13 protein-coding genes are annotated in these 17393 nt (G+C 73.6%); 6 read left to right on the forward strand and 7 right to left on the reverse strand.

Annotated features, from left to right (window positions below; genetic code table 11):
• Window positions 1-169: 169 nt before the first annotated feature.
• Both ACZ56L_RS15200 and ACZ56L_RS15205 read right to left on the reverse strand, forming a co-directional pair.
• On the reverse strand, window positions 170-3913 hold the full coding sequence (locus ACZ56L_RS15200; protein ID WP_471064323.1) for an ABC transporter ATP-binding protein: 3744 nt from the start codon (window positions 3911-3913) through the stop codon (window positions 170-172).
• 125 nt (window positions 3914-4038) lie between these two features.
• Window positions 4039-5004, reverse strand: a complete 966-nt coding sequence (locus ACZ56L_RS15205) for a serine hydrolase (RefSeq protein ID WP_471064325.1) — start codon at window positions 5002-5004, stop codon at window positions 4039-4041.
• A 225-nt stretch (window positions 5005-5229) separates the two neighbouring features.
• Between ACZ56L_RS15205 and ACZ56L_RS15210 the strand changes: the two genes are divergently transcribed.
• Together ACZ56L_RS15210 and ACZ56L_RS15215 are read left to right on the forward strand one after the other, a co-directional pair.
• Window positions 5230-5598, forward strand: coding sequence for a type II toxin-antitoxin system RelE/ParE family toxin (locus tag ACZ56L_RS15210; RefSeq protein WP_471064327.1), 369 nt, complete (start codon window positions 5230-5232; stop codon window positions 5596-5598).
• A 14-nt stretch (window positions 5599-5612) separates the two neighbouring features.
• Entirely contained in the window at window positions 5613-6029 is a 417-nt protein-coding gene (locus ACZ56L_RS15215; protein WP_345222793.1) for a helix-turn-helix domain-containing protein, read from the forward strand.
• Here ACZ56L_RS15215 and ACZ56L_RS15220 read toward each other — a convergent pair.
• Both ACZ56L_RS15220 and speB read right to left on the reverse strand, forming a co-directional pair.
• Window positions 6026-7720 (reverse strand): thiamine pyrophosphate-binding protein, encoded by a 1695-nt coding sequence (locus tag ACZ56L_RS15220; RefSeq protein ID WP_468691806.1) that lies wholly within the window; start codon window positions 7718-7720, stop codon window positions 6026-6028. The genes ACZ56L_RS15215 and ACZ56L_RS15220 overlap by 4 nt on opposite strands.
• Window positions 7721-7947: 227 nt before the next feature.
• Window positions 7948-8919: an agmatinase gene (gene speB, locus ACZ56L_RS15225; RefSeq protein WP_345222789.1), complete on the reverse strand. Its 972-nt coding sequence runs from the start codon at window positions 8917-8919 to the stop codon at window positions 7948-7950.
• 297 nt (window positions 8920-9216) lie between these two features.
• On the opposite strand from speB, the gene ACZ56L_RS15230 reads away from it, so the two are divergent.
• Genes ACZ56L_RS15230 through ACZ56L_RS15240 form a run of 3 tightly spaced genes read left to right on the forward strand, consistent with a single transcriptional unit; the run spans window position 9217 to window position 12269 of the window.
• A complete protein-coding gene (locus tag ACZ56L_RS15230; protein ID WP_468691805.1) occupies window positions 9217-10374 on the forward strand; it encodes an acyl-CoA dehydrogenase family protein in 1158 nt (385 codons plus the stop codon).
• A gap of 21 nt (window positions 10375-10395) precedes the next feature.
• The gene (locus ACZ56L_RS15235) at window positions 10396-11268 is read left to right on the forward strand and encodes an acyl-CoA thioesterase (RefSeq protein WP_471064331.1); all 873 of its coding nucleotides are present in this window, start codon (window positions 10396-10398) and stop codon (window positions 11266-11268) included.
• A 20-nt stretch (window positions 11269-11288) separates the two neighbouring features.
• Window positions 11289-12269: a cation diffusion facilitator family transporter gene (locus ACZ56L_RS15240; protein ID WP_471064333.1), complete on the forward strand. Its 981-nt coding sequence runs from the start codon at window positions 11289-11291 to the stop codon at window positions 12267-12269.
• A 13-nt stretch (window positions 12270-12282) separates the two neighbouring features.
• Here the strand turns inward: ACZ56L_RS15240 and ACZ56L_RS15245 are convergent, their stop codons facing one another.
• From ACZ56L_RS15245 to ACZ56L_RS15255, 3 genes are read right to left on the reverse strand one after another with little or no spacing between them, the layout of a single operon-like run.
• Entirely contained in the window at window positions 12283-13062 is a 780-nt protein-coding gene (locus ACZ56L_RS15245; protein WP_345222778.1) for a phosphatase, read from the reverse strand.
• A gap of 35 nt (window positions 13063-13097) precedes the next feature.
• On the reverse strand, window positions 13098-13706 hold the full coding sequence (locus ACZ56L_RS15250; RefSeq protein WP_468691801.1) for an SACE_7040 family transcriptional regulator: 609 nt from the start codon (window positions 13704-13706) through the stop codon (window positions 13098-13100).
• 22 nt (window positions 13707-13728) lie between these two features.
• Window positions 13729-15417: a DUF418 domain-containing protein gene (locus tag ACZ56L_RS15255; RefSeq protein WP_471064335.1), complete on the reverse strand. Its 1689-nt coding sequence runs from the start codon at window positions 15415-15417 to the stop codon at window positions 13729-13731.
• A 353-nt stretch (window positions 15418-15770) separates the two neighbouring features.
• Between ACZ56L_RS15255 and ACZ56L_RS15260 the strand changes: the two genes are divergently transcribed.
• Window positions 15771-17387, forward strand: coding sequence for a carboxyl transferase domain-containing protein (locus ACZ56L_RS15260; RefSeq protein WP_471064337.1), 1617 nt, complete (start codon window positions 15771-15773; stop codon window positions 17385-17387).
• The last annotated feature ends 6 nt before the right edge of the window (window positions 17388-17393 follow it).

Raw genomic sequence — 17393 nt, forward strand, 5'->3', positions numbered from 1 at the left:
CCCTCCCCACCGAACACCCCCGCACCGTCGAACACCCGCACCCCCGGCGGCCCGGGGGTCGTATGCACGTACGACGCCCGGGGGCCCACAACGGTTGCACGGGCAAAGCGGGCGACCGGCACCGAGGGGCGGGAACGGGCCGGGCCGGCCGGGCCGCGGGGCCCCCGGCTCAGACCGCCGCCGGCTCGTCCTCCCCCACGAACGTGCGCCACAGCCGGGCGTACCGCCCGTCCAGGGCGAGCAGCTCGTCGTGGGTGCCGTCCTCGGCGACCCGCCCGCGGTCCATCACCACGACCCGGTCGGCGCGGGCGGCCGTGGTCAGCCGGTGCGCGACGACCAGGGTGGTGCGCCGGCCGGTGAGCCGGTCGGTGGCCCGGTTGACCTGCGCCTCGGTGGCGAGGTCGAGCGCGGCGGTCGCCTCGTCGAGGAGCAGCACGTCCGGGTCGACCAGCTCGGCGCGGGCGAGCGCGACGAGCTGGCGCTGGCCCGCGGAGAGGTTGCGTCCGCGCTCGGCGACCTCGTGCAGGTAGCCGCCGTCCAGGGTGGCGATCATGTCGTGCGCGCCGACCGCGCGGGCCGCCGCCTCGACCTGGGCGTCGGTGGCGTCGGGCCGCCCGTAGGCGATGGCGTCGCGGACCGTCCCGGCGAAGAGGTACGCCTCCTGCGGGACGACGCCCAGGCGGTGGCGGTATGCGGTCATGTCGAGGTCGCGCAGGTCCAGGCCGTCGGCGGTGACGCGGCCCGAGGTCGGATCGTAGAACCGGGCGACCAGCTTGACCAGGGTCGACTTGCCCGCGCCGGTCTCGCCGACGAAGGCGACGGTCTGGCCCGCCGGTATGCGCAGGGAGACGTCCGAGAGCGCCTCCTCCTCCTCTCCGTACCTGAACGACACGTCCTCGAAGGCGATCTCGCCGCGCAGCGACGGAACGTCCTTCGGCGCGGCCGCGCCGGCCGTGGACGTGGGCTCCCGCAGCAGCTCCTGGATGCGCCGCAGCGAGACGGTGGCCTGCTGGTACCCGTCGAAGACCTGCGAGAGCTGCTGCACCGGCGCGAAGAACAGGTCGATGTAGAGGAGGTACGCCACCAGCGCGCCCGGCGTCAGCGTCCCGGCCTCGATCCGCCCGGCCCCGACGATCATGACGGCGGCCGCCGCGACGGACGCGAGGAGCTGTACGAACGGGAAGTACACCGAGATCAGCCACTGGCCGCGCACCCGGGCCCGCCGGTAGTCGCGGCTGTTCTCGGCGAACCGCTCGCGGCCCGCCCGCTCCCGTCCGAAGGCCTGCACGACGCGCAGCCCGGCGACGGACTCCTGGAGGTCGGCGTTGACGACGGAGACCCGGTCGCGGGCCAGTTCGTACGCCTGGACGCTCTTCCTGCGGAAGAAGTACGTGCCGACGACCAACAGCGGGAGCGTCGCGAAGACGACCAGCGCCAGTTCGACGTCGATGACCACGAGCGCCACCAGCACGCCGAGGAAGGTCACGACGGACACGAACGCGGTGACCAGGCCGGTCTGGAGGAAGGTGGAGAGCGCGTCGACGTCCGTCGTCATCCGGGTCATGATCCGCCCGGTCAGCTCCCGCTCGTAGTAGTCGAGTCCCAGCCGCTGGAGCTGCGCGAAGATCTTCAGCCGGAGCGAGTACAGCACCCGCTCGCCGGTGCGTCCCGTCATCCGGGCCTCGCTGACCTGCGCGCCCCACTGCACCAGCACGGCCAGCAGGGCCAGCCCGGCGGCCGTCCAGACCGCGCCGAGCGCGAGCCGGGTGACGCCCTCGTCGATGCCGTGCCGGATCAGGACCGGCAGCAGCAGGCCCATGCCCGCGTCGACGGCGACCAGGCCGAGGCTGACCAGCAGCGGCAGCCCGAAGCCGCGCAGCAGCCGGCGGAGGTTGTAGGAGTCCTCGGGCGCGACCGCGCGGGCCTCGTCGATGTCCGGGACGTCGTGCGCGGGCGGCAGGGCCTCGACCTGTGCCAGCAGCTCGGGCGTGGCGGGCATGCCGGGAGCGTGGCCGGTGTCCTCGGCCGGGTCGTTCCCGTCCCGTGTCCACAGGGCGGGGGTGATGCCGCGCTCGGCGTCGAACTCGGCGTCCAGCTCCGCCTGCACGGACCGGTCGTCCTGGACCGGCGCCTGCTGGAGCACGTGCCCGGGCGACACGCCGCCGAGCTCGTCGGGGTCGGTGAGCAGACGGCGGTAGAGGGCCGAGCGGCGCTCCAGTTCGGCGTGGGTGCCGATGTCGGCGAGGCGGCCCCGGTCGAGGACGGCGATCCGGTCGGCGAGGTTCAGGGTGGAGCGGCGGTGCGCGATGAGGAGCGTCGTGCGGCCCGCCATCACGGACTTCAGCGCTTCGTGGATCTCGTGCTCGACCCGGGCGTCGACGGCCGAGGTGGCGTCGTCCAGGAGGAGCAGGCGGGGGTCGGTGAGGATGGCGCGGGCCAGCGAGAGCCGCTGGCGCTGGCCGCCGGAGAGGGTGAGGCCCTGTTCGCCGACCAGGGTGTCGTAGCCGTTCGGCAGCTCGTCGATGAAGCGGTCCGCCTGGGCGGCGCGGGCGGCGGCGCGGATCTGCTCGTCGGTGGCGTCGGGGCGGCCGTAGGCGAGGTTGGCGCGGACGGTGTCGGAGAAGAGGAAGCTGTCCTCGGGCACCAGCCCGATGGCGTCCCGCAGCGACTCCAGGGTCAGCTCGCGCACGTCGTGGCCGCCGACCAGGACCGCGCCGCGCTCGACGTCGTAGAAGCGCGGCAGCAGCAGCGAGACGGTCGACTTGCCGCTGCCGGACGAGCCGACCACGGCGACGGTCTCGCCCTCGCGGATCTCCAGCGAGAACCCGTCGAGGACCGGGCGCCCCTCCTCGTACGAGAAGGCGACCGCGTCGAACTCGACGGTGGCGGGGGCGTCCGCGGGGAGTTCCTTCGTCCCGTCCACGAGGGACGGTTCGGTGTCGATCAGCTCCAGTACGCGCTCGACGCCCGCCCGGGCCTGCTGTCCGACGGTGAGCACCATGGCGAGCATCCGGACCGGGCCGACGAGCTGGGCGAGGTAGGTGGAGAAGGCGACGAAGGTGCCGAGGGTGATCTGTCCCCGGGTGGCGAGCCAGCCGCCGAGGGCGAGCATGGCGACCTGGCCGAGGGCGGGGACGGCCTGGAGGGCGGGGGTGTAGCGGGAGTTGAGCTTCACCGTCCGCAGGCGGCCCGCGAACAGCCGCCGCGAGACCTCGCGCAGCTTGCCGGTCTCCTGCTCCTCCTGCCCGAAGCCCTTCACGACGCGCACCCCGGAGACGGCCCCGTCGACCACTCCGGCGACGGCGGCGGCCTGGCCCTGGGCGTACCAGGTGGCGGGGAAGAGGCGCTTCCTGCTGAGCCGGGCGATGAACCACAGGGCGGGGGCGACGGCGAGGGCGACCAGGGTGAGCAGCGGTGAGAGCCACGCCATGATCCCGAGAGAGATGACGAAGAGCAGGATGTTCCCGATGGTCATCGGGAGCATGAACAGCAGGCTCTGGATGAGCTGGAGGTCGCTGGTGGCGCGGCCGACGACCTGTCCGGTGGACAGCTCGTCCTGGCGGCGGCCGTCGAGCCCCGTGATCGTGCCGTACATCTCGGTGCGCAGGTCGTGCTGGACGTCCAGGGCGAGCTTGCCGCCGTAGTACCGGCGGATGTACGTCAGCACGTACACCACGACGGCCGCGGCTATGAGCAGCCCGGTCCACACGGCGAGCGACCGGGTGCCCTTCCCGATCACGTCGTCGATGACGATCTTCGTGATGAGCGGGACGAGGGCCATGACGGCCATGCCGCCGAGGGAGGAGCCGAGGGCGAGCAGGACGTTGGCGCGGTAGCGCCAGGCGTAGGAGGTCAGCCGCCGGGCCCAGCCCGCCTTGCGGGCCCCGACGGCCCTCTGTTCCTGGTCTGCCACGCGGTGCCTCCCGTTGGTTCTCGTCCCACCGGAAGGCACCAACGCCGCGAGCTGCGGATTTCATCCCGCCGCGGGGTCCGGGCGGGGGCGCGGGCGGCGGTCCGGTGCGCCGGAGCCGCCCCCGGTCACCGCCGGGCGGGGTTCTCCGGGGTCGGCGGGATCACTTCCCGCGGGACGGCGGGGGGCACGACCTCGGGGGCCTGGAGGGTGTGGGCGGCCTTCGCGGCGGGGTTCAGGTCGCGGTGGACGGCGCGGGAGACGGCCTGGACGGTGTCGACGCCCTGCCGCATCGTCGTGTTGCCGTGGGTGAGGACGGTGATCGTGTAGTCGTGGCCCTGGCCGGTGAAGACGCCGAGGGAGTGCACCCGCCAGCCCTTGGTGGCGCGCGGCAGCCAGCCGTTCTTGACGTGGACCTTCGCGGTGCGGGGCGCGCCCGCGGGGGCGCCCCAGCGCTGGGCGGGCACGACGCGGGCCATGCGGTCCAGGGCGTAGGCGCGGGAGGCGGCGGTGAGGACGGCGTTGGTCCGGGTGAACAGGTCGAGGATCTTGCTCTGCTCGGCGGCGTTGACCTGGGTGAGGCCCCAGTAGCCGTTCGCCCCGGGCTTGGTGCGGGTGGCCCCGGCGGCCTTCAGGAACGCGTTGACCTTGCCCGTGCCGAGCTGCTTCCACAGGGTGCTGGTGGCGTTGTTGTCGGACGTGGTGATCATGGCGGTGACGAGGTCGCGCTCGCGGGCGGTCAGGGCGCGCCCGCGCTTCTGGGCGTCGTACAGGAGGGCGCCCATGACGGTGACCTTGACGATGCTGGCGGAGTCGTAGGAGTCCTGGGCGCGCAGCGTGCAGTACGTGTTCGTCGCCCGCTCGTGGACGGCGAGGGCGGGGGCGCCGGGCCGGCCGCGCAGGGCGGCGGTGAGGTCGGCGGTGAGCTTCTTGGCAAGCCCGGCCTTGTTCGAGCTGCACGTCACCCGGGGTGCGGCGGCGGTGGCGGGGCCCGCGGCGGCGACCGGGAGGAGGACGCCGGCGGCGAGGGCGGCGGCGGTGAGGCCTCTGGTTATGCAGCGGTGCGTGGTGGTGGCGCTGGTGCGTATGGGCATGCGTATCCGTCCCCTGGACTCTGCTGGCTGGACCGCGCTGGGTACCGGCGGCCCGGGAGCGGCTGTGCGGCACTCCCCGCCACAGAGGACTCGGGGGGAGGGAAAAGGTTGTACGCCGTGGGGGGAAGGGGGAGTGGCGTCAGCGGGAAGGGAGGGTTCACACCTTCGAGGGGCCCTCTAGCCGTTCCCGGATATATACTTCTGGCGATCTATACGGTCCCAGACATGAGTGATCCATTCGAGATCGAGATCGAGGCGGAGGTTCGGCTGTGGCTGATGAATCTGCCGGCCGAGGACTACGAGGCCGTCGAGGACGCGGCGGAACGCCTCCGCCACAACGCCACGACCCTGCGGGAGCCCTACTCCCGCTACCTGGGGGACGGCGTCCGTGAACTGCGCTTCACCATCGGCCACGACCGCAGGTCCGTCCGCATCACGTACTGGCTCGCCCCCGGCCGCCGGGTGGTCATGCTGACCGTCTTTCGCAAGACGCGGCAGCGGGAGACCGCCGAAGTGGCCCGTGCGCGGCGCGCCAAGACCGAGTGCGAGGCCGAGCACGATCCCGCGGAACAGGAATTTCGTCGTACCGATTGAGAGAGGATGACCCCATGGTCAGTCACGCGGAGTGGAAGCGATCCCGGGACCGCAAGGTCGTCGAGGGGATTGCCGAGGACCCGGAGCGGGAGCGGCGGCGCAAGGAGCGCGATCTCGCCTGGGACCTCGGGCAGATCATCTATGACAGGCGCACCGCACTCGGGCTCTCGCAGACCGTGCTGGCCCGCCGGGCGGGCATGTCCCAGCCCCAGCTCTCGAAGATGGAACTGGGCGGAACCGTGCCCACCCTGCCGTTGCTGGGCCGGCTGGCGCTGGCCCTGGAGGCCGCACTGACGATGCGGTTGAGCGGCGACACCTGGACGGTCGAGTTCCAGCCCCTCGCCGGGGCCCCGGCCGGTGAAACCCCGGCCGCCGATGCTCCGGACCGCCAGGACCGGCCGCCCGAGGTCACGGTGGCAGCGCAGGCCTAGGTCGCCTGCGTGTGCGTCGCCCCGAACATCCGCAGCCGCGCCGGCAGCACGACCACCGAGGGCCCGGGGGCCTTCAGCGCGGCGGCGAGGTCGGTGGCCAGGGACTCGGGTGTCGTACGGGTCCCGGGCACCCCGAAGGACTCGGCGAGGGCGACGAAGTCCGGCCGGGACAGCTCGGTGCCGAACGGCTCGCCGTAGGCCTCGCCCGCGTACTCGCGCAGGATGCCGTACCCCCCGTCGTCGACGATGAGCCAGGTCACCGGCAGGTCGTGCTGGCGGGCGGTGGCGAGCTCGGCGACGGAGTACAGGGCGCCGCCGTCCCCGGACACGGCGAGGACGGGGCTGTCGGGGTCGGCGACGGCCGCGCCGAGGGCGGCCGGGAACGCGTAGCCGAGCCCGCCCGCCCCCTGCGCGGAGTGCATGGTGTTGGGCCGGCCGGCGTCGAAGGCGGACCAGGCCCAGTAGGTCAGGATCGTCATGTCCCAGAAGCTGGGGGCGGCGGCGGGCAGCGCCTCGCGTACGGCGGCCAGGACGTCCTGTTCCAGCCGCAGCCCCTGCCCGTCGATGCGCTGACGGATCCGGTCGAGTACGTCCCGTACGGCTGCGGCGGCGCCGTCGTCCGCCCGCGCCTCCTCGACGGTCTCCAGGAGGGCCGTGAGGGCGAGCCGGGCGTCGGCGTGGATGCCGAGGGCCGGGTAGTTGGCTTCGAGCTTCCCGAGGTCGGCGTCGATCTGGATGATCCGCCCGCGCGGGGCGAACGTCCGGTAGTTGGTGCTCAGTTCACCGAGCCCGGACCCGACGACGAGCAGGACGTCGGCCTCCTCCAGGAAGTCGGTCAGGTGCCGGTCCTCCAGCCAGGACTGGAGGGAGAGCGGATGGTGCCAGGGGAAGGCCCCCTTGCCGCCGAAGGTGGTGACCACGGGCGCGTCGAGCCGCTCGGCGAGCTGCCTGAGCTTCTTCGAGGCGTCGGACCGCACGACTCCGCCGCCCGCGACGATCACCGGGCGCGCGGCGGTGGACAGCAGGTGGGCCGCCACGGCGGTGAGTTCGGGGCGGGGCGGCAGTTCGTGCGGGATGCCGTCCGGGGCGACGACGACCGGCACGGAGGTCTCGGCCGCCAGCACGTCCTGCGGGATCTCGACCCAGACGGGCCCGTGCGGGGCGCTCAGCGCGGACTCCCACGCCTCGGCGATCACGGACGGGATCTGGGACTGCGTACGGGCGATGTGCACGGACTTCACGACGTCCCGGAACGAGGCCTGCTGGTCCCGCAGTTCGTGGAGGTGGCCACGCCGGTGGCCCCCCAGCCCGTCCACCGGCACCTGGCTGGAGATCGCCAGCACGGGCGCGGAGGCGGCGGCCGACTCCTGGAGGGCGGGGAGGGCGGTGAGCGCGCCGGGCCCGGTGGACAGGAACAGCGGGGCGGCCTCGCCGGTGATCCGCCCGTAGCCGTCGGCGGCGAACCCGGCGTTGTTCTCGACCCGCAGCCCCACGTACCGCAGCCGCGAGCGCCGCAGGGCGTCGAAGAGCGGCAGGGCGTGCTGCCCGGGCAGCCCGAACACGGTGGTGGCCCCGAGCCCCCGCAGGGTCTCCACGACCAGGTCCCCACCGGTGCGCCCGGCGGGCGGGGCGAGGGCGGCGGCGGTCTGCGCGGGGGTGGGCCGCAGGACGAGGTCGTGATCGTGGGTCATGCACCCCAGCTTGGCGCATGGTGCGGCGGCGGGCCCGTGCCGGGGCGGGGACGGCTGCCCGGAGGGCGTGCCGTCAGGGGCGCGGGGAACTGCGCGCCCAGCCACGACGCCCCCGCACGGGACAGGGGCCACCCACCTCCCCGCACGGGACAGAGACCGCCTCCACCTCGCACGGGGACCCGCTCAGCCCCGCACGGGGACCCGCTCAGCCCCGCACGGGACCCCGCTCAGCCCCGCGCGGCGGCGATCTGCCGCGACATGATCGTCGTCAGCTCGTACGCCGTGTGCGAGGCCGCCACCGACGTGATCTCGGCGTGGTCGTACGCCGGCGCGACCTCGACCACGTCCGCCGACACCAGGTGGCAGGACGAGAGCCCCCGGATGATCTCCAGCAGCTCCCGCGAGGTGAGGCCGCCGGCCTCGGGCGTGCCCGTGCCGGGGGCGTGCGCCGGGTCCAGCACGTCGATGTCGATCGAGATGTACAGCGGCCGGTCCCCGATCCGCTGCCGGAGCTGGTCGGCGACCTCGTCCACGCCGCGCCGCATGACGTCGGCCGACGTCACGATGCCGAAGCCCATCTTCTCGTCGTCCCGCAGGTCCTGCTTGCCGTACAGCGGGCCGCGCGTGCCGACGTGCGACAGCGCCTCGGTGTCGAGGACGCCCTCCTCGACGGCCCGCCGGAACGGCGTTCCGTGCGTGTACTCCGCGCCGAAGTACGTGTCCCAGGTGTCCAGGTGCGCGTCGAAGTGCAGCAGGGCGACCGGCCCGTGCTTCTTCGCCACCGACCGCAGCAGCGGCAGCGCGATGGTGTGGTCGCCGCCCAGCGTCATCATCCGCGCGCCGGACCCGAGCAGGTCGTCGGCGGCGGCCTCGATGGTCTCGACGGCCTCGTTGATGTTGAACGGGTTCGCGGCGATGTCCCCGGCGTCGGCGACCTGCGCCAGCGCGAACGGGGAGGCGTCCTGCGCCGGGTTGTAGGGCCGCAGCAGCCGCGAGGCCTCACGGATGGCGTTGCCGCCGAAGCGGGCGCCCGGCCGGTAGGAGACGCCGGTGTCGAAGGGAACGCCGACGACGGCGACATCCGTGCGCCCACCGACCTCGTCCAGGCGCGGCAGCCGGGCGAACGTCGCCGGACCGGCGTACCGGGGAATGCGGGACGAGTCGACGGGGCCGCGGGGCTCGGAAGAGGGAGTGTTCATGGCTCCGAGCGTAGGCAGCACGACGGATTCCGCACATGTACGGATGGATGAAGAGGCCCCGGCACCTGTACGCGAAGGACAGAACAGGCCGCCGCGCGGGACCCGCCCCCTGCCGGGCGTCCACCCCGCCCGCACCCCCCGGACGGCCCCCTGTGGCCCCTCCGACACCCCTCCCCCCTGGACACCCCCAGAACCGGCCGGTAACTTTTGCCGGGTATCTGAGCAAGCGCTTAGCGGTCGCGGCCGGGCGGGCCTCGCTCAAGGACAGGGAACCACCACTCGCAGAGGGAGCGTCACGTGCGCCGTACCGTATTCAACGAGGACCACGAGGCGTTCCGGGAGACCCTGCGGGCCTTCATCGAGGCGGAGGTCGTGCCCGTCTACGACGAGTGGTTCGCCGCCGGACAGGCGCCGCGCGAGTTCTACTACAAGCTCGGCGAGCTGGGCGTCTTCGGCATCAACGTGCCCGAGGAGTTCGGCGGCGCCGGCATGGAGTCGCACAAGTTCGAGGCCGTCCTGTACGAGGAGACCGCCCGTGCGGGCGTCACCTTCGGCGGTTCCGGCGTGCACGTCCTGCTGGGCCTGCCGTACATCAAGATGCTCGCCACCGACGCGCAGAAGAAGCGCTACCTGGAGAAGTTCGTCACCGGCGAGGAGATGTGGGCGCTCGCCATGACCGAGCCGGGCACCGGCTCCGACGTGGCGGGCATGAAGACCACCGCCAAGCTCTCCGAGGACGGCACGCACTACGTCCTCAACGGCGCCAAGACCTTCATCACCGGCGGCGTGCACGCGGACCGCGTGATCGTCTGCGCCCGCACGGCGCCCCCGCGCGAGGACGACCGCCGCTTCGGCATCTCGCTGTTCGCCGTGGACACCAAGCTGGAGGGCTACTCGGTCGGCCGCAAGCTGGACAAGCTGGGCCTGCGCACCTCCGACACCGCCGAGCTGGCGTTCGTGGACGTGAAGGTGCCGGTGGAGGACCTGCTGGGCGAGGAGAACAAGGGCTTCGGCTACCTCGGCCACAACCTGGCCTCCGAGCGCTGGGGCATCGCGTTCGGCGCGTACGCCCAGGCGAAGGCCGCGATCCGCTTCACCAAGCAGTACGTCAAGGACCGCGCGGTCTTCGGCAAGCCGGTGGCCGCCTTCCAGAACACCAAGTTCGAGCTGGCCGCCTGCCAGGCCGAGGTGGACGCCGCCGAGGCGGTCGTGGACCGGGCCACGGAGGCGCTGGACGCCGGCGAGCTGACGGCCGCCGAGGCCGCCTCGGCGAAGCTGTTCACCACCGAGGTCGCCCACCGCGTGATCGACAAGTGCCTCCAGCTGCACGGCGGTTACGGCTTCATGAACGAGTACCCGATCGCCCGCCTGTACGCCGACAACCGGGTGAACCGCATCTACGGCGGCACCAGCGAGGTCATGAAGATGATCATCGCCAAGGACATGGGCCTGTAGCAGCCACCCGCTGCCCCTCCCATGACCAAGGCACTCGATTCCCTGCTCGATCTGCTCGACCTGGAGCGGATCGAGCAGGACATCTTCCGGGGCGTGAGCCGCTCGGCGATCGTCCCGCGCGTGTTCGGCGGCCAGGTCGCGGCCCAGGCCCTGGTCGCCGCCGGGCGCACGGTCGCCGAGGACCGCCTCCCGCACTCGCTGCACGCCTACTTCCTGCGCACCGGCGACCCGTCCGCCCCGATCGTCTACACGGTCGACCGCATCCGCGACGGCCGCTCCTTCACCACCCGCCGGGTGGTCGCGGTCCAGCACGGCCGGCCGGTCTTCCACCTCTCCGCGTCGTTCCAGACGTACGAGGAGGGCCTGGAGCACCAGGCCCCGATGCCGGTCTCCCCCGACCCGGCGACGCTGCCCACGGCCGCCGAGGCCCTGCCCCGCCACGCCGGCCGCTTCGTCGACCCGGCCACGGTGGACCGCCTGCTGGAGGCCCGCGCCGCGATCGACCTGCGCTACGTCGACCCGCCCCCGTACGCCACGGTCGGCGAGCCGCGCGAGGCGCGCTCGCAGGTCTGGTTCCGTACCAACGGCAAACTCGCCGACGCCCCCCTGCTGCACATCTGCCTCGCCACCTACGTCTCCGACATGACGCTCCTGGACTCCGTGCTGCTCGCCCACGGCCGGGGCGGCTGGGCGACCGGCGACGTCGTCGGGGCGTCCCTCGACCACGCGATGTGGTTCCACCGCCCCTTCCGGGCGGACGAGTGGCTGCTGTACGACCAGGAGTCGCCGTCGGCGTCGGGCGGGCGCGGACTCGGCCAGGCGCGGATCTACACCCAGGACGGGCGGCTGGCCGTCTCCGTCATCCAGGAGGGCGTGGTTCGCGTACCGCGCTGATCGGGCATACGGTCCGAGGCATGGCGGAGCACGGCAAGACAGACAACGGTACGGAAAAGCCCGGGGGCGAGAGCACCTTCACGGTGGTCGTCGCGGCGGTCGCCAATCTCGGCATCGCGGTCGCGAAGGCGGTCGCGGGAGTCATCAGCGGCTCCAGCGCGATGCTGTCGGAGGCGGCGCACTCGGTGGCCGACACGGTCACCGAACTCCTCCTGCTGACCGCCCTCAAACGCAGCGGGAAACCCGCCGACGCCACGCACCCCCTCGGCCACGGCCCGGAGCGCTACATCTGGGCGATGCTCGCCTCCGTCGCGACCTTCGTCGGCGGCGCGGTCTTCTCGGTCTACGACGGCGTCCACACCCTCACCCACGGCGAGGAACTCGGAAACCCCCTCGTCTCCTACATCGTCCTCGCGGTCGCCTTCCTCCTGGAGGGCTACTCGCTGCGCACCGGCGTCAAGCAGGTCCGCGCGGAGGCCGCCCGGCTGGGCGCGCCCGTCGGCCGTTACTTCCGGCTGACCCCCGACACGGCGGTCAAGGCCGTCGTGATGGAGGACTCCGCGGCCCTCGCGGGCCTGCTGCTGGCGGCGGCGGGCCTGTTCCTGGGCCGGCTCACCGGCTCGGGCGTGTGGGACGGCCTCGCCTCCGTCCTGATCGGCCTGCTGCTGGCGTACGTCGCCTGGGTCCTGGGCCGCAGCAACGCCCAGCTCCTCATCGGGCGGGCCGTGCCGGCGCAGATGCGGGAGGGGGTACGGGAGGAGCTGCTCTCCGTACCCCACATCGCGGACGTCATCGAACTGACCACCCTCATCCAGGGCCCGGACGAGGTCCTCGTCGCCGCGAAGATCGACTTCCGGGACGTGGCGTCGGCCGCCGAGGTGGAATGGGCCTGCGAGCAGGCGGAGGCGCAGCTCCGCGAGCGCTATCCGGCCGTCGCCCGGGTCTATCTGGACCCGACCCCGCGCCGGGGCCGGCGCCGGCCGGCCGCGTCCGGCGGGTAGGCGGTCGCCCGGATCAGCGCAGACCGGCCGCGTCCAGCAGGTAGGCGGTCATCGGCTCGTAGAAGAACGGGTCCACGACGTGGTCGTCCAGCGGGATCGTGACGGCCATGGTCCCCTCCGCCTCGCCGAGGAAGAGGGCCGGGTCGTTGCAGTCGGCGTACCCGATGGCGTCGATGCCGCGCTGCCCGGCGCACCCCGCCCACCCGTGGTCGGCGAAGACCAGGTCGGGGCGGGCCTCGCCGTTGCGCTCCAGGCCGTCCAGGATCGCGGTCATCGGCGCGGGCGAGTGCGTGTGCCACAGGCTGGCCCCCCGCTCGAACACGGCCACGTCCGCGAACTGCACCACGTACCCCTCGTCCGCCGTCAGCCCGCCCGGGATCCGCACGACGTCGCACCCCGCGTCCCGCAGCGCCCGCGCGGTCGCGCCGTGCACGTTGAGCAGCGAGCCGGGGTGCCCGGTCGCGAACAGCACCCGCTGCCGGTCGGCGGCGGCCTTGCGCAGGCGGGCGGCGGCCCGGTCCAGGGCGTCGACGGTCAGCTCGGGGTCGATGGTGTCCTGCCCGTGCCGGTGCTCGGGGTCGTCGCTCACCCCGCACCGCTCGGCCATCACGGCCAGTACGTCCTGCTCGTCCGTCCACCGGTCGCCGAGCTCGATGCCGAGCCAGTAGTGACGGTCGCCGTTGGCGAGCTTGCGGTAGTGGGAGAGGTTGTTGTCGCGCGGGGTCGCCACGTCCCCGGCGATGCGGGTGCGGACGAGGTGCTCGACGAGGGCGGCACGGCTGAGTATGGGCATGGGGTCCATTCTGCCGGGCGGGCCCGCGGGCGGGCTCAGGAGCCGAGCGCCCCGAACGCGCCGTGGGCCAGGCGGCGCAGCAGTGCCGCCGTCGCGTCCCGGTCCGGCAGGCCCGAGCCCAGGTGGGGGGTGGAGTTGAGGAGGCCGAAGACGGCGTGGACGGCGGCCCGGGCCTCGGACTCGGGGGTCGCCGGGTGCAGGTCCCGGACCGTCTGGACCCACAGCTCCGCGTACTGGCGCTGGAGTTGGCGCACCCGGCGGCGGTCGCTCTCGCGCAGCCGGTCCAGTTCGCGGTCGTGGAGGGTGATCAGGGGGCGGTCGTCGAGCGCGAAGTCGACATGGCCGTCGACCAGGGAGGCGAGGAGGGCGGCGGGGTCGTCCGGGGCTGCGGCGACCCGGGCCCGGCCGCCCTCCAGGAGGCGTTCGCTGATGCCGACCAGGAGCTCGGCGAGCATCGCGTCCTTGCCCGCGAAGTGCCGGTAGAGGCCGGGGCCGCTGATGCCGACCGCCGCGCCTATCTCGTCGACGCCGACCCCGTGGAAGCCGCGCTCGGCGAAGAGGCGGGCGGCTTCCCTGAGGATCTGCTCGCGGCGGGTGGGGGCCGCGACCCGGGACGTTCCGCCGGGGGCGGCTTGGGTGCTCATGGCAGCATTCTAGACCGGCGCGTTAGCGCTCGTTAACTTGACCGGCGCCGGTGCGGGCGCCGCCCGGCCGGCCCGCGAGGGTGACCGCGCGCAGCAGCCACTCCACCGGCCCGTGCCGGTGGCGCCGCATCAGCGGTCCGCTGACCGCGAGCTGGACCGCGTACAGCAGCAGGGCGATCAGGACGGGGACGGCGACGCCCAGCTCGCCGTACAGCCCGAAGCCGTACCCGGTGAAGACCAGGGCCATGACCAGGGACTGGGTGAGGTAGTTCGTCAGCGACATGCGGCCCGCGGGGGCCAGGACCGCGACGGCGCGGCGGCCGGGGCGGGTGCGGAAGAACAGGAGCATGCCGCAGAGGTACGCCGCCGTGAGCGCCGGGGCGGTCAGCATGCCCAGCGCCGAGCCGAGCGTCGACCAGCGCCCGCCGCCCAGCTCCAGGGTCGCGGCGAGCGCGGCGGCGGGCAGGCCGACGGCGAGTCCGACGCGCACGGTACGGAGCAGCCCGGCCGGGTCCGTGCGGTCGAACCAGCCGGAGCGCCCGGCGGCCAGCCCGAACAGGAAGGCGGGGACGACCGTTCCGGCGCCCAGGACCGCCACGAGGACGACGAGGGGGAGCTGGTCGAGGTTGGCGCCGACGACGTCGGCGGAGGAGCCCCGGTAGGCGGTGGCGAGCGCGGCGGACTCGGCGTCCGTGCCGGCGAGGTCGGCGGCGGTCGGCGGGACGAGCGCCATCAGCGCGGACAGCAGGAGCAGCAGGGCGCCGAAGGCCCCCCACACCCAGTACGCGGCGGTGCGGGCGCCGCGCGGGGAGGCGTTGCGGGAGGCGAGGAGGATCAGGCCGAGGAGCGCGTACGAGGTGAGGATGTCCCCGGCGAAGAGGAACACGGCGTGCAGCAGGCCGAGCACGAGGAGCCCGGCGGTGCGGCGCAGGGTGCGGGGCACGACGCGGGCCCCGGAGCGCTCGGCGGAGGCCATCTGGACGGTGAAGCTGTAGCCGAAGAGGAAGGCGAACAGCAGGTAGAACTTCCCCTGCGCGAGGAACGACACCAGCCACGTCACCACGGAGTCGGCGCCCGTCGCGTCGCCGCCGCCGGCGCCCGGCGCGGTGGCGACCGCCCCGGTGCCGCCGCCGATCCCGGCCGCACCGCTCATCACGAACACGTTGACCAGCAGGATCCCGAGCAGGGCGAACCCGCGCAGGGCGTCGACCTCGACGATCCGCCGGGGCACGGGCAGCGCGGGCAGCGCCTTCCGGGCCGGGGCCGGGGGGTGCGGGGGCCACTGACCGCCCCCGGCCGCCGGACCCCCGTACGGACCGGGCCCCACCGGGCTCGGGGGCGGCCCGAAGACACCGGCGGGGACGTGGCCCGGGGGCGCGGCCTGCGGGGTCTGGGGGGCGTGTGGGGCGTGTGGGGCCTGCGCGGGGTGCGGGGCCTGCACGGGATGCGGGGCCTGCGCGGGATGCGGGATCCGTGGGCTCGACGGGTCCTGCGGATCCTGCGCGACCTGCGAGGTGTGCGGAGCCTGCGGGTCCTGCGAGGTGTGCGGGCCCGGCAGGTCCTGCGGGGTGCGTGGGGCCTGCGGGTCCTGCGAGGTCTGCGGCACCCGCGGGGCCGGAGCCGTCGCGGCGGCCGAGGGGTGCTGCGGTCTCTGGTCGGGGCCAGGGGCCGGGGCACCGGCCGGTATCCCCGTCGCGTCATGCGTGCTCATGCGCCGAATGATCCCTGACGGGCCCGCCCCGCACGCATCCCGGCCCCGGCCCGGCGCGAGCGATCACCGGCACCCGTTCCCCCGGCCCGGCACGAGTGGCCACCGGCGCAGGGTGCCCCCGCCCGGCGCGAGCAGCCGTCGGCGCCCGTTCTCCCCGGCCCGGCACGAGGCGCCGCCGCCACTCCGGTCCCCGGCCCGCCCGCGACACCCCTCCCCCGCCCCGCGGTCGCCGCCGGGTCGCCCCCCGGCCGCCCTGGACAGACTCGTTAGCGCTCGTTAACCTCGCAGTGACGTTAACGGTCACTAACTTCGCGCGCATCCCGCGCACCACGCGGGCAAGGGAGCTCGACACCATGCAGGAAGCACCGGTGCTGACCAGTACCGCGGACCCGTCCTCAGCGGCCTGGCAGGCCAACGAGGCCGCGCACCAGGCCCTCGCGGACGACCTCCGCACCCGCCTCGCCGCCGTCCGACTCGGCGGCGGCGAGCAGTCCCGGGCCCGGCACGTCGCGCGCGGCAAGCTGCTGCCCCGAGACCGGGTGGACACCCTGCTCGACCCCGGCTCGCCCTTCCTGGAGCTGGCCCCCTTCGCCGCGGACGGCATGTACGACGGCCGGGCCCCGGCCGCCGGGGTGATCGCCGGGATCGGCAGGGTGAGCGGCCGCGAGTGCGTCGTCGTCGCCAACGACGCCACCGTCAAGGGCGGTACGTACTACCCGATGACGGTGAAGAAGCACCTGCGGGCGCAGGAGGTGGCGCTGGAGAACCGCCTCCCGTGCCTCTACCTCGTGGACTCCGGCGGCGCCTTCCTGCCGATGCAGGACGAGGTCTTCCCCGACCGCGAGCACTTCGGGCGGATCTTCTACAACCAGGCCCGCATGTCGGGCGCCGGCATTCCGCAGATCGCCGCCGTGCTGGGGTCCTGCACGGCCGGTGGGGCGTACGTCCCGGCGATGAGCGACGAGGCCGTGATCGTCCGCAACCAGGGCACGATCTTCCTCGGCGGGCCGCCGCTGGTGAAGGCGGCCACCGGCGAGGTCGTCACCGCCGAGGAGCTGGGCGGCGGCGAGGTCCACTCCCGCACCTCGGGCGTCACCGACCACCTCGCCGAGGACGACGCACACGCGCTGCGGATCGTGCGGAACATCGTCGCCACGCTGCCCGGCCGCGGCCCGCTGCCCTGGTCCGTCACGCCCGTGGAGGAGCCGAAGGCCGACCCGGCCGGGCTGTACGGGGCGGTGCCCGTCGACTCCCGCACCCCCTACGACGTGCGCGAAGTGATCGCGCGCATCGTGGACGGCTCGCGCTTCCAGGAGTTCAAGTCGGAGTACGGGCAGACCCTGGTCACCGGTTTCGCCCGGGTCCACGGCCACCCCGTCGGCATCGTCGCCAACAACGGCATCCTCTTCTCCGAGTCCGCCCAGAAGGGCGCGCACTTCGTCGAGCTGTGCGACCAGCGCGGCATTCCGCTGCTCTTCCTCCAGAACATCTCCGGGTTCATGGTCGGCCGGGACTACGAGGCGGGCGGCATCGCCAAGCACGGCGCGAAGATGGTCACCGCCGTCGCCTGCACGCGCGTGCCGAAGCTGACCGTCGTCGTCGGCGGCTCCTACGGGGCCGGGAACTACTCGATGTGCGGGCGCGCCTACTCCCCCCGCTTCCTGTGGATGTGGCCCAACGCCAAGATCTCCGTGATGGGCGGCGAGCAGGCCGCCTCCGTCCTCGCCACCGTCAAGCGCGACCAGATCGAGGGGCGGGGCGAGGAGTGGTCCGCCGAGGCCGAGGAGGAGTTCAAGGACCCGATCCGCGCCCAGTACGAGACCCAGGGCAACGCCTACTACGCCTCCGCCCGCCTGTGGGACGACGGCGTGATCGACCCGCTGGAGACCCGGCAGGTCCTCGGCCTCGCCCTGACCGCCTGCGCCAACGCCCCGCTCGCCGACCCCGCCTTCGGCGTCTTCCGGATGTGAGACGTG

It is taken from the genome of Streptomyces sp. NPDC039736, assembly GCF_055596485.1.